The organism is Chryseobacterium sp. TB1-D10, assembly GCF_059803555.1.
Genome location: NZ_JAPFHB010000008.1, coordinates 14,982 through 37,195, shown reverse-complemented (window position 1 = coordinate 37,195; position 22,214 = coordinate 14,982). Strand labels below are relative to the sequence as shown.

The following is a 22,214-nucleotide window of genomic DNA, read 5'->3' as shown; positions in this document are numbered from 1 at the left end:
GACGATCAACTAAAATGAATATAATTTTCAAAAGAGATACCTGGCAGGAGATTTATTATTCCCTTCGGAATAATAAGCTCAGAACGTTTCTTACGATGATAGGTGTAGGATGGGGTATGTTTTTGTATGTGAGTTTGTTAGGTGCTGCGAATGGAATGGAAAATGGATTTAATAAGTTATTTTCAGGTTTCGCAACCAACTCGATTTTTCTTTGGCCACAAAGTACCAATATTCCTTATGAAGGCTTTGCGAAAGGCAGAAAAATGGATCTTCACTTAAAAGATATCGAATATATAACCAAGAAAGTTCCTGAAGTGGATTATATCTCACCTCAGAGTGTGAGAGGAAATTTCGGAACACCTGGTGATCAGATTTCACGAAACGGAAAGAAGAACACTTATATGATTACGGGCGATTTCCCGGTTGGTAATAAGATTTCCAAGAAGAAATTACTGTTTGGAAGATATATTAATGATGCCGATATCCAGTCCAAAAAGAATGTAATCGTAATAGGAGAGGAGATTTATAAAAACCTTTTCGATGCCAAGAAAAATGAAAATCCGATTGGGAAATCTGTCAACTTAAAAGGTATATTTTTTAATGTAATAGGCGTTTTCCGTGTTCCAAGAGGTGGCGGAATGGAGAATGACCAATCGGCTTATATTCCATTTTCAACCTATTCCGGAATGTATAACGAAGGTGATAAAGTTGGTTTTTTTGCGATCGTTGGTAAACCAAATGCAGAAGCGGCCGTTGTAGAAACAAAAGTGAAAGATGAACTTAAAAAAATCAATCACGTTTCTCCGGAAGATACGAATGCGTTTGGGAGTTTTAATCTCGCTAAGGAATTCAAAAAAGTGACAGGATTTCTTACGGGAATGCAGCTTCTGACGATTACAGTAGGAACATTGACGATTTTGGCTGGTGTTATCGCCATTTCGAATATCCTATTGATTACAGTAAAAGAAAGAACAAAAGAAATAGGAATCAGAAGAGCTTTAGGCGCAAAGCCGGCAGAAGTACGGAATCAGATTTTGTTGGAAAGCGTTGTGATTACTTTATCATCGGGATTGTTGGGGTTTTTATCGGGCATTTTCCTGCTCATTATTCTTAATATATTGACGATGAACAACGATGCTTTTCCTTTCTCTAATCCAACGGTAGATTACGGAAACGTATTTTCTGCAATGGGAATTATGATTTTCCTTGGACTAATCATTGGATTGATTCCAGCACAAAGAGCGGTGAAAATACGACCAATCGAAGCATTGAGATCAGAATAAATTATTGATTAAAAATGATTAATAATAAATAATCTTTTAATAATTTAATCATTTAATCATTTAATCATTTAATCATTTAATCATTTAATCATTTAATTTTTTTAATATTAAAACAAAAACAAACTATATTTCTACATAATGGAAAAGGAAAAAAAGAAATTTACATTCAAAAAAGCATTATCCATATTTTTAGGATTACTTTTCGTTGCGGCTTTGGTTGGCGGAATCGGCTATCTTATCAAATCCAATTCCGGGGAAAATGAAGTGTTTCTCACAAGAAAAGCAACGATCCAGAATCTGGATGACAAAGTAATGGCAACCGGAAAAATCGAACCTCGCGAAGAGATTGAAATCAAACCAAATATCGCCGGAATTATCCAGACTATCAATGTGGACGAAGGCGATAAAGTGCAGGCCGGACAATTGATTGCAACCATCAGAATTGTACCGAATATCACGGAAGTTAATAATGCAACAATGCAGGTCAGCAATTCACAGATTCAATTGACGAATGCAAAAGTGAATGTCCAAAATCAGCAGAAGCAGTACGAAATGCAGGCGAAGCTGTACAAACAAGGTGTAATTTCTAAACAGGAATATATTACAGCTGAACAACAGCTGCAAACTACGATTCAACAACAGAAATTGGCGGTTCAAAGCTTGAATGCGGCGCAGAAACAATTACAGATTGTAAGAACAGGAGCAACACCGGAACTTCAGAGTATGGCAACCACGCAGATCCGTGCAAAAGCGGCAGGAACGGTTTTGGAAATTCCTGTGAAAGTGGGTAGTCAGGTAATCGAAGCTAACTCTTTCAATGCCGGAACAACGATTTGTTCTATTGCAGATCTTAATTCGTTGATTTTCAAAGGTGATATTGATGAAGCTCAGGCCGGAAAACTTAAACAAGGGATGGATATGAATGTCGTAATCGGCGCTTTGCAGAACAAAACTTTCCCTGGAAAATTAACTTTAATTGCTCCTAAAGGAACTGAAGAAAGTGGAACGATCAAATTTGCTGTAGAAGGTGATGTTTACAACAAAACGGGAGAATATATCCGTGCTGGATTCAGTGCAAATGGCGAGATCTTATTGAGTTCTCATAAAAATGCCTTACTTTTGGATGAGTCGCTGATTCAGTATGAAAAAGCGGCCGGCGGAAAAGATAAATCTTTTGTAGAAGTGAAACAGCCGAATGGAAGCTTCAAAAAAGTGTATGTGAAGTTAGGTTCAAGCGACGGAATCAACGTTCAGATCCTTTCAGGAATCGATAAAAATGCTGAAGTAAAAGTCTGGAACCCTTCTGACAAAGACAAAGAAGAGCTGAAAGACAAAAAGAAATAGACCTTTAAATTATAATTGTTAAAAAAGATCCGTCTCGTTTTCATAGCGAGACGGATTTTTATTGATTGAGATTTACCATTTACCATAAAAATAATTAATGTAAAAATAATAAGAAACATCAGAACCATTACTTTTTTTGAGATGTAGGACATCATACGTTTTACCTATATATTCTGATAAAGATTGACTTTCCATTTGACATCCTTCACAATGATCTTTCGCGTATTACATTGTTATTAGTTTCATTTGTTTGTTTTAAAAATAATAAATTATGTTGAATAGATCTCAAAAAAAATGCTGCAAGATTATTTGCAGCATTTTAATTATTATTCTAAGCATTACATTGGCGGCATATCATCACCACCGTTGCTGTTGGAGTTGATGTCCTGCTTACGCTTTGGCTGTTCCACTTTGTCGCCTTGTTTGAAACGATAAGTTAATGAAAGAGAAAACTGTCTTGGATTCCATTGCATATACATATCTCTTGTATAATTCGGACCGTAATTGGTAGCTTCTCTTGCTCTGGTATTAAAAATATCCTGAATATTGAAAGCCAAAGTTCCGTTCCCATTCCAGATTGTCTTTGTAGCACCAAGATTAAAGAAATAAATAGATTTCTGATTTTGACTTGCATTCTTCTGTCCACCTCTAAAATTAGATTGAATCTGGACGCTGAAAGTTTTATCAAATTTAAAAGTATTGGCTAATCTTGCTCTGGAAGAAAAACCGTCACCATTGTAAGACTGTACAAACACATTATTTATAAAAAGATCTCCTCTTGTTCTGTATCCGAATAAATCAATATTTCCCATCATTTTCCACCAAGGGAAAGGGTCATAAGTTCCATTGAAATCCAAACCGTAACGGTCTTCACCTCCAACATTGTTAGGTCCCAAAGTAAAAGCTCCCGGATCTGTTATGTCCTGAATAATTGCAAATTGAATATTGTCTTTTTCCTTTCGATAATATAAAGTTGGATTAATAGTGAATTTACTTTTCGAAAGATTATATCCAAATTCAAATGAATCGATGTATGAAGGATTCAGATCAGGATTTCCCTGGAAAACGTTTCTTACATCATTGGGAGAAGAAATAGGAATTAAGAAAAACGATCTTGGTCTATCTATTCTTCTGGAATAGTTCAGCAAAATCTGATTATTCTTTGAAAAATCATAACTGAAGAAAACACTTGGAAAAAGATTGTTATAATTTTTCTTTTTATCGGTAGTCAGTCCTGTATCAAGATCTGGCTGTAAGAGATTTCTGGTAGGGTAGTTAAAACTAACGTTGGAAAGTTCGTCTCTTAAACCAACCTGATATGAAAATGCACCAATTTTACTTTTGAACTGAAGATAAAACGCATTGAAGGTTTCGGTGTAGTTTGAAGGACCGGTAAATCTTCCTAAAACAGATGGATTGGATTCGTCGGCAAGTTGTCTTTGCGTAAAGAAATCGTAGTCATTATTATTATGATCTAGTCTGTAACCAGCATTGAATAATGAGTTTTCTCCAATTGGCAACTCATAATCCAATTTAGCAATTACAGATTTATTTTCTGTCTTGGTTTTAGAAGTTGTTAGTGAGCTGAAAATGTTATTATCAGTAGCTGTTATATTAGAATCGTTACTAGATTGATTGCTTTGAAGACTCAATGAAACTGAAATATTTTGGCCTTTATCATCAAATTTGTGATCAAGCCCGAAGTCTCCCTGCATTCCGGTATTCGTGTTTCTACCAACTGCATTTCTAGTTGTAAAATCTACACTTCCGTCTCTGTTATAATTAATGTAATTTATTGGATTAGTACTTTCATTTTCAAAAGTTCTGATATTACCACTTAAGTTGATCGATGTATTCGGTGAAACATCATATACAACTCCCAGATTTGCGTTATAATTGTTGTTTTTGGACTCACTGATACTGTTTTGGTTAAAAGATAATAAATCTCCGGAAGTGTAATTTGTGGTTGATCTGTTTGTATTTTTATTTTCCTGATATCCACCGCCGCCATTTAGGAACCAGCTCCAATTTCCTTTTTTCCAGCTTAGGTTGGTATTAAGATTGGTTTTTGGTAAATAACCTAAAGTTCCAATTACACTTCCATTAAAACCCAGCTTGGTTGTTTTCTTAAGAATAATATTAAGGATACCCGCAGTTCCTGAAGCATCATATTTTGCGGAAGGATTGGTAATTACTTCAATTCTGTCGATTTGATCTGCAGGAATCGCCTGTAATGCGTTGGCACCATCATCTATTCCGAGTAGAGCGGAAGGTTTTCCATTGATTAAAAATCTCACATTTGAACTACCTCTCATGGAAACCGTTCCGTCAGTATCTACAGAAACTGAAGGTACATTTTGCAAAACATCCTGCAGATTGCCTCCAACAGCTGTAAGATCACTTTTTACATCATAAGTCTTCTTATCCAGCTCAACTTTGTAAGGTTTTGTAGAAGCAGCAGTGATTACAACTCCCTGGATTTCCGTTGTGTTGTTCAGGTTGGCTTTTCCATTGGAAACAATCACAAAAGGTGCAATTGGTCCGGCTTTTTCAACTCGGATTGTTTGTGTGAATTTTTTGTAGTCTACAGCCTCAATAGTCACATCATAGCTTCCGGGCGCCAATTCGAGTTTGTAATTTCCATCTGCATCTGCCAGTGCCGCATCGCTTAATTGTGAATTTTGTTGGTTTTTGAAAGTTACAGAGGCATAGCCGATTGCGCCGTTTGCATCTTTCACATTCCCTGTAATATTTACTTTTTGCTGTGCCATCACAAAACTGGCTGCTCCTATCGTGAGGGCGAGACCAAAAGCTCTCTTTTGAAATACACTTACAATTTCCGTTCTTTTCATTCTATTTATTTTTGAGCCGTTGCTCCATTTATTTTATATCTTTTTTGTTCAGCCAGTCTTGGTAGGCTTTCGCATTGATGGCATGTTCCGCATCATTATCGGTAAATTTATGATAGCCAAATCTCGCAGGATCGGCGCACATAAAAATGTAATTGTTGTTTTCTGCATCCAAAACCGCATTCAGAGAATTCTTATCCACAATACAGATTGGCCCCGGCGGAATTCCCTTATTTGCATAAGTATTGTAAGCAGATGGCGTTTTCAGATCTTTGTAATAAACCCTTTTGATGACTTTATGAAAGTTGCTCGCCTGCTTTACAGCGTAGATCACAGTTGGGTCACTTTGCAGTTTCATTCCTTTTTTATAACGATTCAAGTAAAGTCCTGCTATCGTTTTCTGCTCATCTGGTTTTCCGCCGGATTCTTTGTAAACAATGGAAGCTAAAGCGTAAATCTGATCTCTGGTAAGTCCTGATTTTTTTTCTTTAGCAATTCTATCAGCAGTCCAGAAATCTTTATAGTCATTTTCGAATTTCTCAAAGAATTCTTTCGGTGTTACTGTCCAGAAGAAATCATAAGTGTTATTGAAGAAATATTTTTTGAGATCTTCTGCATTTCTGTAACCTTTGCTGACTGCGATTTCATTTAATTGATTCGCAAATTTCGTCGAATCGATCTCTGTTTTCTTAGAAACTCGTCCAATCATTTGATAAACATCATCAAAGTCCTTGATTCGGAAAGAATTAGGGGTTTGATTTCCAGCCAAAATCATATTCACGATTTCACGGTTATTCATTCCGGACTTCAATTCATAACGTCCTGGTTTATAATTTTCAACAAGTTTTTTGTCTTCCGCGATACTCGTGAAATTATCCTTGTCCTTAAGGTAAAGAGAAATCGAATCTATAATTTGCTGAGGTTTTGCATTGTGCGGAATCAGAACGAAACCTTCTTTTTCCACATTGTTTCCAACATATTTGCTGTAAAATCTGACTCCGAAAAACGCAAGAATCAAAAAGATCGCAGCAAAAATTATAAGAATTGTTTTTTTCATAGTTTATTAGTAAAAAGAAAAGAGGAATCTTACATTCCGAAATGTTTCAATGGTTACGTTTATATTAATAATTAAATAAAAATATTCCCGCTAAAAACCTGAATTGCAGGTCCTTCCAGCCAGATATTATTAAATTCTTCACCATTTTTGTAGGCATAAACTTTTAGTTTTCCTCCCAAAACCTTGACTCCGACAGAAGTTTGATTGTTTTTATCCATAAAAGTTAAAGCTGCAGCAGTAACGCCCGTTCCACAACTATAGGTTTCGTCTTCTACGCCACGCTCATAAGTTCTTACAAACAATTCTTTATCAGAAACAGCTTCCACGAAGTTGACATTGATTCCTTCTTTCTTATAAGTTTCAGAATTTCGTATTTCGTTACCATTTTTGAAAACATTATAATTATTTAACATTTCCACATACTTCACATAATGTGGCGAACCAGTGTTAAGGACAAAGTCATTTCCGTCAGTAGTGATGTTATTTACATCGATCATTTTAAGTTTCACAATTCCATTTTTGATCTCCGCTTTGTGAAGTCCGTCAATCGCGTCAAACGTCGTTTTATCTTCGAAAATATCAAGGAAGTGAGCAAATGCAACAATACAACGTCCGCCGTTTCCGCACATTGTACTTTCGTTCCCATCGGAATTGTAATACACCATTTTGAAGTCCGATTTTTTATCATTTTCAAGGAGAATCAAACCGTCTCCACCAATTCCGAAACGTCTGTCGCAGAGCTTCTCTATGAGTTCTGTGCTTTTTGGGAATTCCAGATCTCTGTTGTCGATCATTACAAAATCGTTTCCTGTTCCCTGGTATTTATAAAATTTTATATGTTTATTCATTTTAAATTTCTGAATATTAATCTTTTAATTATTTTTCTGTTGCAAAAATTAAGCCTGTAAAATTACTTATTTTAAAGATAACCTCATCTTGATAAATGTTATTTTAAATTAAATCTAAAATGCTCATTAATTATAGAATCTCTCAATCTCTCAATGTTGAATTTTTTTAATTATTATACCTATCTTTGTTCGTCGAAAAAATGAAAGAAGATCAGTTACTTACACTCATCATAAAAGCCAGGGATAAAGATCAAAAGGCTCAGACACAACTCATTAATTCTTTTTGGGTAGACGTGTTTTCTTTTGTGATGAACAAAGTGAAAGATGAAAATGATGCGGATGAGATCACAGTTTCGGTATTTTCAAAAGTGCTGAATAAATTGGATCTTTTCGATCCCAGTTTTCAGTTCAAAACCTGGATTCTTACAATCGCACAAAACACGATTATTGATTTCTGGAGAAAACGAAGTCGGGAAAATGAAGACCCGAACGCTAATTTACAAGACGTTAAAAATGAATTTGCAAGATCTCCCGAGGAATTATTAATATCGGAGGAAGACCAGCAAAAGATCATCAAAATTATAGAAACAATGGATGCTAAAAATCAGGATATTATCCGTCTCCGGTTTTTTGAGGAAAAAAGCATCAAAGAAATAGCAGAAGAACTTAATCTTTCTGTTGCCAATACAAAAGTGAGAATAATGCGCGCCAAAAAGATCTTGGCCGAATTATTAAAAGAAGACGAAACCGATTTTTAAATTTAAGATCAAAATGGAGGATTTAATTCAACAAGATACAGCCATTCAAAAACCAAAATGGATCCGCGTAAAATTACCGACTGGTAAGAATTACCGCGAACTCAGACATTTGGTAGATAAATATAAGCTGAACACGATCTGCCAAAGCGGAAGCTGCCCGAATATGGGCGAATGCTGGGGCGAGGGAACAGCAACTTTTATGATCCTTGGAAATATCTGTACCAGAAGCTGTGGATTTTGCGGTGTGAAAACCGGAAAACCCTTGGATGTCAACTGGGACGAACCGGAAAAAGTAGCACGTTCTATCAAATTAATGAAAATCAAACACGCTGTTCTAACTTCGGTTGACCGTGATGATTTGAAAGATATGGGATCAATCCTTTGGGGTGAAACCGTAAATGCAGTTCGTAGGATTTCTCCTGGAACTACAATGGAAACTTTGATTCCGGATTTTCAAGGCATTACAAAACATCTTGACAGAATGGTAGAAGTGGCACCGGAAGTAATTTCTCACAATATGGAAACCGTAAAACGTCTGACAAGAGAAGTGAGAATCCAGGCAAAATATGAAAGAAGTCTTGAAGTTTTAAGATATTTGAAAGAAGCTGGACAAAATCGTACAAAAACTGGTGTAATGTTAGGTTTAGGTGAAACCAGAGATGAGGTTTTCCAAACAATTGAAGACATTAGAAATGCAAATGTTGACGTCATTACAATGGGGCAATATCTTCAGCCGACTAAAAAACATCTTCCTGTGAAAAGTTTTATCACACCGGAACAATTTGATGAATATGGTGATTTTGCAAGAAATTTAGGTTTCCGCCACGTAGAAAGTTCGCCTTTGGTAAGAAGTTCCTATCACGCTGAGAAGCATATTCACTAATATTTAAAATCAGATTTAAAAATAAAAAAAGACTCCTATATGGAGTCTTTTACTTTTTGTTCTACCGGCTGTATGTTTTCGGTTTTGTTCATATTTTCCACTTGTTGCGGGATGAACATCATATAGGCAAAATATCCTAAAAGGAATAATGCTACAACTACTATAATTGCAATCATAGGACCTTTGTTGGTTTCGCTGTCTGTTTTTGGAATGTCTGATCTCATAGCTTGATTTTTTTAGTGTATTGCAAATCCAGTGCCTGATTATTATTTAAATAATTTTAACAATACTAATTTATTATCTACAAAAATTATTAGGGTTTCATTGTTTAAATATGTGATTTTTGAAATTAACCCCATATATTTGCAGGGTTAAAATTTTAAAAATGAAAATCGAGAAACGTTGGATCATTTCTTTTGTAATAATTAGTATCATTTCCATCGCAGCACTTTTCTGGCCGGAGCAGATTTCTTCACCCTTACCTGGAACTTTTCTTGGGGAAGATAGTATTGTAGGAGCAGACGTTGCGTGGATTTTAGCTTCGTCCGGTTTGGTTTTATTGATGACGCCAGGACTTTCATTTTTTTACGGCGGAATGGTCGGGAAGAAGAATATGATCTCTACAATGCTCCAGAGTTTTATTGCTTTGGGAGTGATTAGTATTGTTTGGGTTGTTGTGGGATTCAGTTTGTCTTTTGGAGAATCTATTGGAATCACAGTCAATGGCGAACATTACGGATTGATAGGGAATCCAACAACTTACATGTTTTTCAACAACGTTGGCGTTTTGCCTCATAGTAAAATGGCTTCTACGATTCCGTTTGTTCTTTTTGCATTGTTCCAAATGAAATTTGCGGTCATCACGCCAGCCCTGATCACAGGTTCTTTTGCAGAACGTGTAAGATTTATTTCCTATTTATTATTTATGGTTTTATTCAGTATAATCATTTACACACCATTGTGTCATATGGTTTGGCACCCGGACGGATTATTGAATAAATATTTTGGCGTAAAGGATTTCGCAGGTGGAACAGTGGTTCACATGAGTGCAGGATTTGCGGCTTTAGCAGGAGCAATGATGATCGGCAAAAGAAAAAATCCACACCACGAGCCTTCGAATATTCCATTTGTAATTCTTGGAACCGGAATGCTTTGGTTTGGCTGGTTTGGTTTCAATGCGGGTTCGGCTTTGGCGGCCAATGCAACTGCTGCGATGGCTTTCGGAACAACGACGATTGCGTCCGGAACAGCAATGTTATCATGGATATTTTTTGACAGAGTTAATGGAAGAAAAGTTTCCGCTTTAGGCGCTTGTATCGGAGCCGTTGTAGGTTTAGTCGCTATTACGCCGGCTGCAGGTTTCGTGACGCTTCCTCACGCTATTTTTATAGGATTTATTTCAGCAATTGTTTCAAATCTGATGTGCAACTGGAAACGTCTGAAAAAAGTGGACGATACCTTGGATGTCTTCGCTTGTCACGGTGTTGGCGGAATTATGGGAATGATTCTAACAGCGATTTTGGCTCAAGGAGAGAACGCAAGTCTGCTTCACGGCGGTTTTGGTGTGTTTGCGCATCACATGATGGCTTTGGTTTTGGTTTCTGCATTTACATTCTTAGGCTCATTAGTATTGTATAAATTAACTGATATGATAATCCCATTGAGAGTTGCAGAAGATTCCGAAAACATCGGTTTGGATCTTTCTCAACACGATGAAAGTTTTGCATAATTAATGCAGTAGTGCATTTTTGATTTTGATATGAAGAAAACCTCATTAATTAATATTGATGGGGTTTTTCATTGATTGAATTTAACTTGAGATTAATGATAAATTTCTCCCCAAGACACACCCAAAATCCGCCGGAAAATCTCTAAATTCGTGTCTTAAAATTTTTAAAATGACGAAATTCGGAGTTGATGCGGCCAGTTTTTATGTGCCTTCTTTATATTTAGAAATCAAGGACCTTGCTGAGAAAAGAGGAATAGAACAGGCAAAATTGGAAAAAGGTTTGGGTCTGCACAAAATGGCTTTACCGGATGTTCACGAAGATTCCGCCACTTTCGCAGCAGAAGCTTTACTCAAATTGATTCAGGATTATAATCTCAATCCGAAAGAGATTTCCAGAGTTTATCTCGGAACTGAAAGTGCTTTGGACTCCGCAAAACCAACAGCAACTTACGCTGTTCAAATGGTAGAAGAATTCTTAACCGAAGAATTTGGTGCAAGAAGTTTTAAAAATTGTGACGTTGTTGATATGACTTTTGCCTGTGTTGGAGCAGTTGATGCACTTCATAATTCGTTAGATTTTGTAAGAGCAAATCCTACAAAAAAAGCTGTTGTAATCGCCAGTGATTATGCAAAATACGAGTTGGCTTCATCTGGAGAATATACACAAGGCGGTGGTGCGGTAGCTTTACTGGTTTCAGCCAATCCAAAATTAATTGAAATTGATAACAATTGGGGCGTTGCCACAGAAAGCGTTTTCGATTTCTTCAAACCAAGACGTCATTTTTCAAAAGATAATTTTCCAGCTGCTCCGGAAAATTTCCCTGATAAAATTGAAGTTTTTACAGACGAGCCGGTTTTCGATGGTCAATATTCCAATCAGTGTTATCAGGACAGAATCCGTGAAGCCTATGAGCATTACAAAGACCAGACTTTTACCGTAAGGCCTTACGAAGATTGGCGATATTTGATTTTCCATTTGCCTTACGCTTTCCATGGGAAAAGAGTTTTTACTGAGATTTATAGTTTAGAAAATCATCTAGATTATTCTGATGCAGAGAAACAAAAAGCCATCGCAAAATCCGAAGACTACATCAATTTCATTAATGAAAAAATTGAGAAATCTCAACGCGCATCTTCCGAGATTGGAAATATGTACACAGCTTCTATTTTTATGGCTTTACTTTCAGCTTTGCAAACTTCGTTCAATGAAAATGAAGATTTATCAGAAAAAGAAATCGGTTTCTTAGCTTACGGAAGCGGTTCCAAATCAAAAGTTTTCGTCGGCAAAGTTTCCCCAGAATGGAAATCTGTCGTAGAAAAATGGAACCTTTTTGAGGAACTGAAAAACAGATTGCCAATCGATTTTGAAACTTACGAAAAGTTACACCGTAAACAATTAGATTCATCGGTTAATCAAAATTACAAAGGTTTTGGATTGACAAAGATTGAGAAAGAAAGTCCAGTTTTAAAGGGTGCGAGATATTACAGTTATCAAAAATAAAACTCCGTAGGAGTGAAATGTTTGTAGCAAACAATTATGCAACGGAATTTGAGCTCCGTAGGAGTGACACTATAATTAATCATTAAATCATCTAGTCTAAACCTAAAATCGAAAACGAGCAGAAATTTCTGCTCGTTCTCTTTTGAAATATCTATAACTAACTACTAACTTCAAATTAATTTTTTGTTCTGAAAGATTTTCGGTGTTACACCTTCCATTTGTTTGAAAACACGGATGAAATAATTCGTGTCAGAAAATCCAGTACTGAAAGCAGTTTCGCTCACCGAATTCTGCTGGCTCAATAATTCCTTCGCTTTCTTGATTCTCTCTTGGATGATAAACTCATTAGGAGAAAGTCCTAATTCCTGTTTGAACATTTTGAAGAAATTCGATTTGCTGACGTAAGCCATTTTTGCAATCACATCGATGGATAATTTCTGATGAAGATTCTTCTTGATAAAATCTGCAACAAAACCAATTCTTGATTGATTCTTCAAAGTATTTTTCTCAACCAAGTTTCTCGCTTGAGTTTGCATTAGCCTTATCAATAATTCCTTCAAAGCAAAATCAGCAATCACATCTTTATGCGAATTATCGTCCATCGCAATCCTCATAATATTGTTTGTCGCTGAAGCCAAAGCTTTACTGTTAAGCAAATAAAACTCATCCAGAGAAATATTCCATTTCGAAGAATCATCCACTTTCGTTGCATTGAAGTTCAAATGATCCAGCGATTCCTGAACAAATTCCGGATTCAAAGTTAAAGAAACACATTGCGAAGGCTGCTCATCTGCATCCGGAAAATCGATGACCATTGTTTCGCCCGGTGCTACTAAAACACTTTCTCCTGGAAGATATTCGAAGTAATTGCTTTTGTCCTGAAGCTTCATCCATTTCCTTCCTCGCAACATTCCCGTAAACGCCAAATGCTCAAAATGCAGTTTCACATCGTAAGCCGCCTTGTGCGTTTCATAAATACTGAATTCACAATTATTTAAACTGAACTTGGTTTGATTTTCTACCAAAGTATTCAGTCGGTTTTCGTGCGTCAGGCTGGGTTTGTTAAGTTGAAAATGATTTGAATTCATAGATTCAAGATTTATAACTTCTTGTTTATCAAATATAATATTTTAAAATTAATCTCAGTCACAATTTTTGTTAATGAACAATAAAGTATTATAAAAATAGGATTTTACAGTTTTTTTAGACGATTGTGCTATAATCTTTATTAAATACAGAATTAACTTAGCCTTAATCAAATATTAATTCGGTATTAATAAAATAAAATATTATTATGAGTACAACAGCAGAACAAAAACAAAACTCAACCACTTTGGCCTGGCCTGAATTCAAAGCTAAATATGATAATTACATCGGCGGAAAATTTGTGCCGTCAGCAGGCGGACAGTATTTCGATGTTATTTCTCCGATTAACGGACAAGTTTTTACACAAGCTGTACATTCCAACAAAGAAGATTTGGAAAACGCAGTCAACGCTGCAGCAGAAGCTTTCAAAACCTGGAAATATACTTCCGCAACAGAACGAAGCATCATTCTAAATAAAATCGCTGACAGAATCGAGCAAAACCTGGAATACATCGCAACAGTAGAAACAATTGATAATGGTAAAGCTGTGAGAGAAACTTTGGCAGCCGATATTCCTTTGGCTATTGACCATTTCAGATATTTTGCATCAGTAATTAGAGCAGAAGAGGGTTCTCACAATGAGTTGGACAAAGACACCGTTTCATTGATTGTTCACGAGCCACTTGGTGTGATTGCACAAATTATTCCCTGGAACTTCCCAATCCTAATGGCGGTTTGGAAACTCGCTCCAGCTTTGGCCGCAGGTAATTGCGTGGTTTTGAAGCCAGCAGAAAGTACACCGATATCTATTATGGTTTTGATGGAATTGATTGGCGACTTGCTTCCGGCAGGAGTCGTGAACATCGTCAATGGTTTCGGAGCGGAATTAGGAAGAGCATTGGTTACGAATCCGAAAGTCAATAAGGCAGCCTTCACAGGTTCTACTGTAACTGGACGAATGGTGATGCAATATGCGACAGAAAATATCATCCCGGTAACTTTGGAATTGGGAGGTAAATCACCTAACATTTTCTTCAATTCAGTAATGGATGCTGACGATGAGTTTCTTGATAAAGCCGTAGAAGGCGCAGTAATGTTTGCCTTAAATCAAGGTGAGATTTGTACTTGTCCTTCGAGATTGTTGGTTCAGGAAGATATCGCAGACGCTTTCATTGCAAAAGTGATTGAAAGAACTGAGGCTATCAAAATCGGAAATCCATTGGACAAAACCGTAATGATGGGCGCTCAGGCTTCAAAAATCCAGAAAGATAAAATTATGGGTTACCTGAAATTGGGGAAAGAAGAAGGTGCGGAAGTCCTTACTGGTGGTGACGTAAACGAGATTGAAGGTCTGGAAGAAGGATACTACATCAAACCAACCATCTTCAAAGGAAACAACAGAATGAGAATCTTCCAGGAAGAGATTTTCGGACCAGTTGTGGCTTTCACGACTTTCAAAGATGAAGCGGAAGCTTTGGAGATTGCAAATGACACAATCTATGGTCTTGGAGCAGGTGTTTGGACGCGTGACGCCCATCAATTATATAATATCCCGAGACACGTAGAAGCGGGTAGAGTTTGGGTCAATCAATACCACGCTTATCCTGCTGGTGCGCCTTTTGGGGGTTACAAGCAGTCGGGGATTGGTAGAGAGAATCATAAAATGATGCTGGATCATTACCGCCAAACCAAAAATATGCTGATCTCTTACAACAAGAACAAATTAGGCTTCTTCTAAGATAATGTTGTTTTAATTAAAGTATATAGACCTGTAAATACTCTGAACCCGGTAGAATTTTTCGCCGGGTTTTGTTTAACTTTAAAATAAAAAAATGGAAACTAAAGATAAAATCTCAAGACTTTCCGTAACCGACGAGGCGATGGAAGTCATTTGGAAACTCGAGAAAAAACACGGCGAACTGATGTTTTACCAAGCTGGAGGCTGTTGCGAAGGTACGCAACCACAATGTTTCGAAAAAGGCGGCTATTTTCCGAGGATGAATGACGCAATGATCGGCACCATCAATGGATTTGAATTTTGGCTAGACCGCGACCTTTTCGAATATTGGAAATATGCACATTTTACGTTGGATGTTTTGGATGGTTGGGGTCCGGGCGGATTTTCTTTGGAAACGCCTTTGGGAAAGACATTCAAGGTTCATTACAGACTTTTCACGGCGGAAGAATTGGAAAATTTGGAACCTATAAAGCGAAGTGAATAGATTTTAGAATCGTGACATAGCCCCGATAGGAACGGCATCCTTTTTTGCTTTTTGTACCAACTTTCTTTCGAAGACCAAAAGTTCTGAAAGCAAAAAAGATATAGTGAATAGCGGGAAATAGCTCCTAAAAATTCAGACGGTTTCTACTTTTACGAACTTTGAGACAATCATCGATGCCAAAATGTTTCCAACGGAATTCAGAACCGTCGCCAATGGATCCACCAAAGTTCCGATGATAATAACCGCTGGAACGACATCGGGCGGGATTTTGTAAACCGAAATCATCAACATTTCACCGATATAGCCACCATTCGGAATTCCGCCAGCTACTGCGCTGACGAAAACGGTGATGCCGAGAGCCATTATGAGATTCATTGGTTCAAAGAAATTCCAGCCCAGGAGTTGGAATGCGACATAAATTTTGATGATGGATGAAATGGAGGAACCGTTTTTGTGAATCGTAGTTCCAATCGGAATAACAACGTTTGCGATGGATGCGGGAACGCCCATTCTTTTAGCAGCCTCGATGGCTACTGGCATTGTTGCTAAACTGCTACAAGTGCTGATGGCAGTTGCTGTTGGCAAAAGACTTTCTTTCCAAAAAGCTTTCAAGCCTTTTCCACCTTTCCAAACGAAGGCATATAAACTGAAGAATAGGATGAAATAAATAGTTCCGGCAATATAATAAAGTCCTAAAGGTTTTGCGTAAAATCCGAAAAGCTGAGGTCCAATAGTTCCTACTTGGTAGGCGAAATAAGCGCCTAATCCGATAGGTGCGACTTTCATAATTAATAGCAAAAGCTGTTTCATCACTTCGTTTCCGGAGAGGATGAAGTTTTGAAAAACCTTTCCCATTTCGCCAGATTTTCTAATGGAAATCCCGACCAAAAAAGAAAAGACCAAAAGTGCCAGCATATTTTGTCTTGAGAATAAATGATAAAACTCACTGACGGTGAAGAATCCTACGATTTGGTCGTTGATATTGGTTTCAGACTGCAGGTTTTCTGTGATGGCTTCGTGAATATTGCTAGGTGTTTCTGTAGGAAAAAGATAAACCATCACAATGCAAAACGTGGCGGAAATCAAGATGAAACTGAGGAAAGTCAAAACCATTGTGCCGATGATTTTTCCCAATTGATTCTGCTGTTCAATGCCTGAAATAGCTGAAACAATTGCAAAGAATACGAGCGGAATTACCGTAACGAAAAGAAGGTTGAGGAAAATGTCACCGATTGGTTTTAGGTAAACGACAAAATCAGGCATGAAAATTCCCACGAGGCTTCCGATGAAAATTCCGATAAGGAGCAGGATGATGTTGCTGTAGTTTTTCCAGAAAGATGGTTTCATTCCTCAATTTTAATCAAAGATAATTATAAAAATGTTTGGAATTTTATTTAAAAACTTAATTTTAGAATTGAATTATTCCCGAAATTTGCTCTTATGAAAACAGCCGTTCTAATCACAATCGGAGATGAAATTCTCTCTGGAAATACCGTGGATACCAATTCCAATTTCATTGCCACACAACTCAAAGAAATTGGTGTGAAAGTGACTTCCATCTTCACCATTCCAGATGATGAAAGTGCAATTGTTTCGACGTTGGGAAAAGCATTTGAGATGGCAGATGTGGTTTTCACGACTGGCGGATTGGGCCCGACCAAAGATGATATTACCAAGAAAGCGTACGCTGAGTTTTTCCAAGACGAATTGGTTTTTTCTGATAAAGTTTACGAACATTTGCGAGCTTACCTCGAAAAAAGAAACCGACTTTGGATCTTGGAACATAACAAAGACCAGGCTGTTATTTTATCAAAAGCGGAGGTTTTCCTTAATCATTTCGGAACTGCGCCTTGTATGGTTTTGGAGAAAAATGGAACTTTTTGTTTCAGTTTGCCAGGTGTTCCTTACGAAGTGAAACCTTTGGTAAAAGACCAGATTATACCATTTTTGAAAGAAAAATTATCATTAGACCACATTGTGACGAGAATCGTTTCTGTTGTGGATGTTCCGGAAAGTATTCTCTCAGAAAATATTGAAAGTTGGGAATTGGCTTTACCCAAACATATCGCGTTGTCTTATTTACCAATTGGAACAAGGGTGAAATTAAGATTGACCGCTTCGGGAAGTGCTCAGGAAATTTTAGAGCAGGAATTGGAAACTGAGATTCAAAAATTAATTCCAATCATCGGAGAAAACATCATCGCCACACACGAAGATAAAATCGAGAAAATCCTAAGCGAATTGCTCATCGATAAAAATTTAACTTTATCTGTGTCGGAAAGTTGTACTGGAGGAGAATTGTCAAAACTTATCACGTCAGTCGCAGGAAGTTCAAAATATTTCTTTGGCGGTATAGTGACTTATGCCACAGATAAAAAAATCGATATTCTTAATGTCAATCCAAAAACTATTGAGGAATTCACGGTTGTGAGTGAACAAGTGGCTTCGGAAATGGCAAAAGGTTGCCAGAATCTTTTCAAAACTCATATTGCGATTTCTACCACAGGTGTTGCCGGCCCAGGAAAAGGCGAGGATGGGAAAGATATAGGAACCGTTTTTTATACCATCAGAATTGGTAATGAAGAAACGACTTCAAAGCTTTTTCTTCCACATCTGGAAAGGATTGACTTTATGAACTTCGTGTCTCAGAAAGTGTTACAGGATATCGTTTCATTAATTATCAAAAAATAAAAAAAGACAGCTTTGATGGCTGTCTTTCTAACTTCTAATATCTAAAGTCTGACTTCTATTTTAAAATTTCTTTAAGGAAAGTCAACGTGTGATTCCAAGCACGTTTCGCCATTACTTCATTATAATCCGGAGATTCCGGACTGGTGAAAGTATGTTTGGAATTGGCGTAAGTGATGATTTGAAAATCTGTTTTTCCGGCTTTAAATTCCGCAATCAGATTGGTCATATCTTCTGGTTTTACACTTTCGTCGTCTGCAGGATTTTCTACAAGTACTTTGGTTTTGATGGGAACATTTAGTCTGTCATTTCCTTTTGCCAAACCGCCGTGAATAGAAACAACGCCAGCAACTGGGAATCCAGCTCTTGCCGTTTCCAAAGCGCCAGTTCCACCGAAACAATAACCGATGACAGCAATTTTTTCAGGGTTTGCGCCTTGCTTTTTCAGTTCTTCTAATGCGACAGAAATTCTTTGTTGATAAGCTTTGTAATCCTGTTTGTAAGTTCCGGCGATTTTTGCAGCAGCTGCGTTATCAGCAGGAATATTTCCTTCACCATAAATATCTGCGACGAAAGCGATGTAGCCTTGTTTTTCTAATTCAAGTGCTGTATTTTTTGCCTCATCATCGATGCCTTTCCATGCTGGTAATATCAGAACTCCTGGAAGTTTCTTTCCTGCGTTGGAAGTAACTAATCCGTTTAATTTTTGAGTGCCGTCCTGGTAAGCAACGGATTTTAATTTTTGGGCTAATGTAAGTTGCATTCCGAGGAACACAGCGAATAATGTGAGTGAAAGTTTCATATTTTAAGATTTTGTTTGATTAATTTTCTTCTGCTTGATGACGTTCATTAGATTCATTAAAAGTACAACTAAACTGAATACCACGAGTTGAATTCCAACATAATGCCAACCACCAAGTTCCCAGCATTTGAGCCCAATGAAAGTTCCCAAAGCGCCACCAACAAAGTAAGAAGTCATATAAATCGTGTTGATTCTGCTGTTCGCTTTTTCATCAAGTCTGTAAATCAATGCAACATTCGTGACTTGGATGGACTGAACGCCAACATCAATGAAAATAACGGCGATAATAATTGAAGTTAAATAACTTGGAAACAGAAAAATTACAACTGAGCCTATTAACAAGATGACACTTGCAATCAATTGTGTGTATCTGGAATCGCCTTTGTCAGAAGCTTTACCAATCAATGGCGCAACCAAGGCACCAGCAATTCCCAACATTCCGAAAAGTCCAATCGTGTCCGAACTGTAATTGTAAGGTCTTTCAACTAATAAAAATGTCAAAGTCGTCCAGAAAGAGCAAAATACCGCAAACGCAATTCCGCCAAGTAAAGCCATAAACCGCAATTGTGGAAATCGCTTTAATTGATAAAACGAAGACGAAATCAATTTAAAATAAGATTCTTTGAACGTCGGTTTTACACTCGGCAATTTGAAATAGACAAAAGCCAAAGAGAAAACCGTGAATCCAGCCGAAAGATAATACACCATTTTCCAACTGCTCCATTCCGAAATATATCCACTGAAAACCCTTGCCATCAATATTCCGACAAGAATTCCAGTGAAAATAATCCCGACATTTTTTCCTTTTTCGTTGCCTGATAATTCCGCCGCCATTGGCAAGATAACCTGAGCCGCGACCGCCGTCAATCCCAACAATAAACTGAATAAAAAGATGAAGTAATAATTGGAAACCAACCCGATTGCAATTAAGACAAAGAATAAAGTTCCCAGTAAAGTCAATATTAATTTTTTCCTATCAACCTTGTCGCCCAGCGGAACCAAGGTTAAAAGTCCAGCGCCATAACCAACTTGTCCAAGACCTACCATTATTCCCATTTTACTTTCAGGAACACCAAAACTTTCAGCGATTTGATGGAGAATTGGCTGAGCAAAATAAATATTTGAAACGCTAATTCCCGCGACAACAGCCATTCCAAGAACCTGACCTTTGCCAAGTTGTGATTGCACTTCTGACATCGCTTATTTCGAAGCTTGGTTAAGGATTTCCAAATCTTCGGAATCTAAACTCAATTTTGGCGCATCGAAAATGGTTTGCAATTGTCTTTCGCTCGTCGCACTTACGATTGGCGCTGTGATTAGCGGATTTGCCAACAACCAAGCCAACGCCACAGTTGCAGGTTGAGATTGATGTTTTTCTGAAACTTTATCAAGTGCAGTCAAAACTGCTTTTCCTTTATTATCAAAATATTTCTTGATGCCGGCGCCTCGGGTTGTTTTCTCAAAATCTTCTTCGGTTCTGTATTTTCCAGTTAAGAATCCTGCCGCCAAAGACCAATAAGGGAAAGCGCTCAATCCGTATTTTTCAACTAATGATGCGTATTCCGTTTCGAATTTTTCTCTTTCCACCAAATTATAATGAGGCTGAAGCGCAACATATTTTGGCAAATTATTTTTCTCAGCAACTTCAAAAGATTCAATCAATCTCTCTGGTGAAATGTTGGATGCTGCGATATATCTAACTTTTCCAGCTTTGATGATTTCGTCGTAAGCAGAAAGTGTTTCTTCCACGGGCGTTACTTTATCATCAAAATGTGTGTAATACAAATCGATATGGTCTGTCCCGAGACGTTTCAGAGATTCGTCTACAGATTTCAGGATGTGTTTTTTGCTGATATCAAAGCCGTGTTCTTTGGTTTCTGAACCCACTTTTGTGGCAAGAACGATGTCTTGTCGGTTTTTCTTTTCCTTCATCCATTTTCCGATGATTTCCTCGGATTGTCCGCCTTTTCCGTTTACCCACCAGGAATAAGTGTCCGCTGTATCGATGAAATTAAATCCACCTTCTTCAAATTTATTCAGAATATTAAAAGATTCTTTCTCATCCAAAGTCCATCCGAATACATTACCTCCAAAATTGATTGGAGCGATTTCTAAGTCTGTATTTTTAATATTTACTTTTTTCATTTTGATAATTTATTGTTTTAAAAATTCTTTTACAGGTTTGATGAATTGGTCAAAAACCTCAATGTGCGGAAGATGTCCCACATTATCGAGTTCTACCAATTTTGAACCTTTGATTTTTTTCTGAGTTTCTTTCCCAAGGATTTGATATTGTCCCATTTTCGAGGCCACTTCTGGGTCTTTCACATTATTTTTTCCAATTGCCGTCCTGTCTCGCGTTCCGATGATTAACAACGTTGGAACATTCAAATTTTGAAATTCATAAACCACAGGTTGTGTGAAAATCATATCTGAGGTTTTTGCGTTTACTAAAGCTACTTTTGGATAATCTGGCGCCTTTGTCCAACCTGTTAAAAGGTAAACCCATTCGTCATACTCCGGTTTCCATTTGTTGTCGTAATAGAATCCGTTTTGATATTTTTTCGTGGATTCGTAATCAGCTTTCAGTTCTGTTTCGTAATTTTTATCGATGGAAGTGTAAGGCGCAACCAGTTTCCAATCTTCCAGTCCGATTGGATTTTCAAGAATTAATTTCTCAACCGTTTCAGGGTACATTAATGTAAATCGTGTTGCCACCATTCCGCCCATCGAATGTCCGAGGAGATAAATTTTATCAATTTTTAATTCATCCAAAACAGCTTTTGTATTCTGAGCTAATTGTTGAAAAGTGAATTGATATTCTGTAGGTTTTGATGATTTCCCGAAACCGATCTGGTCTGGAACAATTACTCTGAAACCTTCTTTGGTCAAAGCGTCAACCGTAGTTTTCCAATAAGCACCATTAAAGTTCTTGCCGTGAAGCAGAACAACCGTTTTTCCGTTTGCTTTACTAGGTTTGATGTCCATATAAGCCATTTTCAAATCCTGATTCTGGCTTTTAAAATTCAGGAAACTGACTTTGTAAGGATATTCATAATTCGTCAGCATAATATCCAGAACCGGCCGGTTTTGAGCCATCGAATAATTAATTGATAAAATCAGAAACGCTATTATTTTTATTAATTTCATAATTTAATTTTTGA

General features: G+C 37.2%; 19 protein-coding genes. 9 read left to right on the top strand and 10 right to left on the bottom strand.

What is annotated here, in order from left to right; all coding sequences use genetic code 11:
* Positions 1-14 precede the first annotated feature (14 nt).
* Together OPU68_RS11910 and OPU68_RS11905 are read left to right on the top strand one after the other, a co-directional pair.
* Positions 15-1,283: an ABC transporter permease gene (locus OPU68_RS11910; RefSeq protein ID WP_498474210.1), complete on the top strand. Its 1,269-nt coding sequence runs from the start codon at positions 15-17 to the stop codon at positions 1,281-1,283.
* A 138-nt stretch (positions 1,284-1,421) separates the two neighbouring features.
* Positions 1,422-2,627 carry an efflux RND transporter periplasmic adaptor subunit gene (locus OPU68_RS11905; protein ID WP_498474209.1) on the top strand — a complete coding sequence of 402 codons (1,206 nt, stop codon included), beginning with the start codon at positions 1,422-1,424 and terminating at the stop codon, positions 2,625-2,627.
* 338 nt (positions 2,628-2,965) lie between these two features.
* On the opposite strand, the gene OPU68_RS11900 is transcribed toward OPU68_RS11905, so the two are convergent.
* The 3 genes from OPU68_RS11900 to dapF form a co-directional block, all read right to left on the bottom strand.
* A complete protein-coding gene (locus OPU68_RS11900) occupies positions 2,966-5,479 on the bottom strand; it encodes a TonB-dependent receptor domain-containing protein (protein WP_498474208.1) in 2,514 nt (837 codons plus the stop codon).
* Between the two features lie 28 nt (positions 5,480-5,507).
* Positions 5,508-6,533: an endolytic transglycosylase MltG gene (mltG, locus tag OPU68_RS11895; protein ID WP_498474207.1), complete on the bottom strand. Its 1,026-nt coding sequence runs from the start codon at positions 6,531-6,533 to the stop codon at positions 5,508-5,510.
* 71 nt (positions 6,534-6,604) lie between these two features.
* Positions 6,605-7,381 (bottom strand): diaminopimelate epimerase, encoded by a 777-nt coding sequence (gene dapF / locus OPU68_RS11890; RefSeq protein ID WP_498474206.1) that lies wholly within the window; start codon positions 7,379-7,381, stop codon positions 6,605-6,607.
* A gap of 200 nt (positions 7,382-7,581) precedes the next feature.
* On the opposite strand from dapF, the gene OPU68_RS11885 reads away from it, so the two are divergent.
* On the top strand, positions 7,582-8,139 hold the full coding sequence (locus tag OPU68_RS11885) for an RNA polymerase sigma factor (RefSeq protein WP_028121887.1): 558 nt from the start codon (positions 7,582-7,584) through the stop codon (positions 8,137-8,139).
* Between the two features lie 13 nt (positions 8,140-8,152).
* Positions 8,153-9,022, top strand: coding sequence for a lipoyl synthase (gene lipA / locus OPU68_RS11880; RefSeq protein ID WP_498474205.1), 870 nt, complete (start codon positions 8,153-8,155; stop codon positions 9,020-9,022).
* 35 nt (positions 9,023-9,057) lie between these two features.
* Here lipA and OPU68_RS11875 read toward each other — a convergent pair whose 3' ends face one another.
* Positions 9,058-9,246 (bottom strand): hypothetical protein, encoded by a 189-nt coding sequence (locus OPU68_RS11875; RefSeq protein ID WP_498474204.1) that lies wholly within the window; start codon positions 9,244-9,246, stop codon positions 9,058-9,060.
* A gap of 161 nt (positions 9,247-9,407) precedes the next feature.
* On the opposite strand from OPU68_RS11875, the gene OPU68_RS11870 reads away from it, so the two are divergent.
* Both OPU68_RS11870 and OPU68_RS11865 read left to right on the top strand, forming a co-directional pair.
* Entirely contained in the window at positions 9,408-10,751 is a 1,344-nt protein-coding gene (locus tag OPU68_RS11870; protein ID WP_498474203.1) for an ammonium transporter, read from the top strand.
* Positions 10,752-10,920: 169 nt separating this feature from the next.
* Positions 10,921-12,252: a hydroxymethylglutaryl-CoA synthase family protein gene (locus OPU68_RS11865; protein ID WP_498474202.1), complete on the top strand. Its 1,332-nt coding sequence runs from the start codon at positions 10,921-10,923 to the stop codon at positions 12,250-12,252.
* Between the two features lie 170 nt (positions 12,253-12,422).
* Here the strand turns inward: OPU68_RS11865 and OPU68_RS11860 are convergent, their stop codons facing one another.
* Positions 12,423-13,340, bottom strand: coding sequence for an AraC family transcriptional regulator (locus tag OPU68_RS11860; RefSeq protein WP_498474201.1), 918 nt, complete (start codon positions 13,338-13,340; stop codon positions 12,423-12,425).
* Positions 13,341-13,546: 206 nt separating this feature from the next.
* Here OPU68_RS11860 and OPU68_RS11855 point away from each other — a divergent pair, with 206 nt between their 5' ends.
* The gene (locus OPU68_RS11855; protein WP_498474200.1) at positions 13,547-15,076 is read left to right on the top strand and encodes an aldehyde dehydrogenase family protein; all 1,530 of its coding nucleotides are present in this window, start codon (positions 13,547-13,549) and stop codon (positions 15,074-15,076) included.
* A gap of 94 nt (positions 15,077-15,170) precedes the next feature.
* On the top strand, positions 15,171-15,560 hold the full coding sequence (locus OPU68_RS11850) for a DUF779 domain-containing protein (RefSeq protein WP_498474199.1): 390 nt from the start codon (positions 15,171-15,173) through the stop codon (positions 15,558-15,560).
* 132 nt (positions 15,561-15,692) lie between these two features.
* On the opposite strand, the gene OPU68_RS11845 is transcribed toward OPU68_RS11850, so the two are convergent.
* Positions 15,693-16,907 carry a dicarboxylate/amino acid:cation symporter gene (locus tag OPU68_RS11845; protein ID WP_498474198.1) on the bottom strand — a complete coding sequence of 405 codons (1,215 nt, stop codon included), beginning with the start codon at positions 16,905-16,907 and terminating at the stop codon, positions 15,693-15,695.
* A gap of 93 nt (positions 16,908-17,000) precedes the next feature.
* Here OPU68_RS11845 and OPU68_RS11840 point away from each other — a divergent pair, with 93 nt between their 5' ends.
* The gene (locus OPU68_RS11840) at positions 17,001-18,251 is read left to right on the top strand and encodes a CinA family nicotinamide mononucleotide deamidase-related protein (protein WP_498474197.1); all 1,251 of its coding nucleotides are present in this window, start codon (positions 17,001-17,003) and stop codon (positions 18,249-18,251) included.
* A 55-nt stretch (positions 18,252-18,306) separates the two neighbouring features.
* Here OPU68_RS11840 and OPU68_RS11835 read toward each other — a convergent pair whose 3' ends face one another.
* From OPU68_RS11835 to OPU68_RS11820, 4 genes are read right to left on the bottom strand one after another with little or no spacing between them, the layout of a single operon-like run.
* The gene (locus tag OPU68_RS11835; protein ID WP_498474196.1) at positions 18,307-19,050 is read right to left on the bottom strand and encodes a dienelactone hydrolase family protein; all 744 of its coding nucleotides are present in this window, start codon (positions 19,048-19,050) and stop codon (positions 18,307-18,309) included.
* A gap of 3 nt (positions 19,051-19,053) precedes the next feature.
* On the bottom strand, positions 19,054-20,247 hold the full coding sequence (locus OPU68_RS11830; RefSeq protein ID WP_498474195.1) for an MFS transporter: 1,194 nt from the start codon (positions 20,245-20,247) through the stop codon (positions 19,054-19,056).
* Between the two features lie 3 nt (positions 20,248-20,250).
* Positions 20,251-21,195 carry an aldo/keto reductase gene (locus tag OPU68_RS11825; protein ID WP_498474194.1) on the bottom strand — a complete coding sequence of 315 codons (945 nt, stop codon included), beginning with the start codon at positions 21,193-21,195 and terminating at the stop codon, positions 20,251-20,253.
* A 9-nt stretch (positions 21,196-21,204) separates the two neighbouring features.
* Positions 21,205-22,200 carry an alpha/beta fold hydrolase gene (locus tag OPU68_RS11820; protein WP_498474193.1) on the bottom strand — a complete coding sequence of 332 codons (996 nt, stop codon included), beginning with the start codon at positions 22,198-22,200 and terminating at the stop codon, positions 21,205-21,207.
* Between the last annotated feature and the right edge of the window lie 14 nt (positions 22,201-22,214).

What these genes read in the sequence shown, in the direction of transcription:
- OPU68_RS11910 (WP_498474210.1), top strand. Translation starts at nt 15, where the DNA reads ATGAATATAATTTTCAAAAGAGATACCTGGCAGGAGATTTATTATTCC.
- OPU68_RS11875 (WP_498474204.1), bottom strand. Translation starts at nt 9,246, where the DNA reads ATGAGATCAGACATTCCAAAAACAGACAGCGAAACCAACAAAGGTCCT.
- OPU68_RS11825 (WP_498474194.1), bottom strand. Translation starts at nt 21,195, where the DNA reads ATGAAAAAAGTAAATATTAAAAATACAGACTTAGAAATCGCTCCAATC.
- OPU68_RS11870 (WP_498474203.1), top strand. Translation starts at nt 9,408, where the DNA reads ATGAAAATCGAGAAACGTTGGATCATTTCTTTTGTAATAATTAGTATC.
- OPU68_RS11830 (WP_498474195.1), bottom strand. Translation starts at nt 20,247, where the DNA reads ATGTCAGAAGTGCAATCACAACTTGGCAAAGGTCAGGTTCTTGGAATG.
- lipA (WP_498474205.1), top strand. Translation starts at nt 8,153, where the DNA reads ATGGAGGATTTAATTCAACAAGATACAGCCATTCAAAAACCAAAATGG.
- mltG (WP_498474207.1), bottom strand. Translation starts at nt 6,533, where the DNA reads ATGAAAAAAACAATTCTTATAATTTTTGCTGCGATCTTTTTGATTCTT.
- OPU68_RS11860 (WP_498474201.1), bottom strand. Translation starts at nt 13,340, where the DNA reads ATGAATTCAAATCATTTTCAACTTAACAAACCCAGCCTGACGCACGAA.
- OPU68_RS11865 (WP_498474202.1), top strand. Translation starts at nt 10,921, where the DNA reads ATGACGAAATTCGGAGTTGATGCGGCCAGTTTTTATGTGCCTTCTTTA.
- OPU68_RS11905 (WP_498474209.1), top strand. Translation starts at nt 1,422, where the DNA reads ATGGAAAAGGAAAAAAAGAAATTTACATTCAAAAAAGCATTATCCATA.
- OPU68_RS11855 (WP_498474200.1), top strand. Translation starts at nt 13,547, where the DNA reads ATGAGTACAACAGCAGAACAAAAACAAAACTCAACCACTTTGGCCTGG.
- OPU68_RS11900 (WP_498474208.1), bottom strand. Translation starts at nt 5,479, where the DNA reads ATGAAAAGAACGGAAATTGTAAGTGTATTTCAAAAGAGAGCTTTTGGT.
- OPU68_RS11845 (WP_498474198.1), bottom strand. Translation starts at nt 16,907, where the DNA reads ATGAAACCATCTTTCTGGAAAAACTACAGCAACATCATCCTGCTCCTT.
- dapF (WP_498474206.1), bottom strand. Translation starts at nt 7,381, where the DNA reads ATGAATAAACATATAAAATTTTATAAATACCAGGGAACAGGAAACGAT.
- OPU68_RS11840 (WP_498474197.1), top strand. Translation starts at nt 17,001, where the DNA reads ATGAAAACAGCCGTTCTAATCACAATCGGAGATGAAATTCTCTCTGGA.
- OPU68_RS11835 (WP_498474196.1), bottom strand. Translation starts at nt 19,050, where the DNA reads ATGAAACTTTCACTCACATTATTCGCTGTGTTCCTCGGAATGCAACTT.
- OPU68_RS11885 (WP_028121887.1), top strand. Translation starts at nt 7,582, where the DNA reads ATGAAAGAAGATCAGTTACTTACACTCATCATAAAAGCCAGGGATAAA.
- OPU68_RS11850 (WP_498474199.1), top strand. Translation starts at nt 15,171, where the DNA reads ATGGAAACTAAAGATAAAATCTCAAGACTTTCCGTAACCGACGAGGCG.
- OPU68_RS11820 (WP_498474193.1), bottom strand. Translation starts at nt 22,200, where the DNA reads ATGAAATTAATAAAAATAATAGCGTTTCTGATTTTATCAATTAATTAT.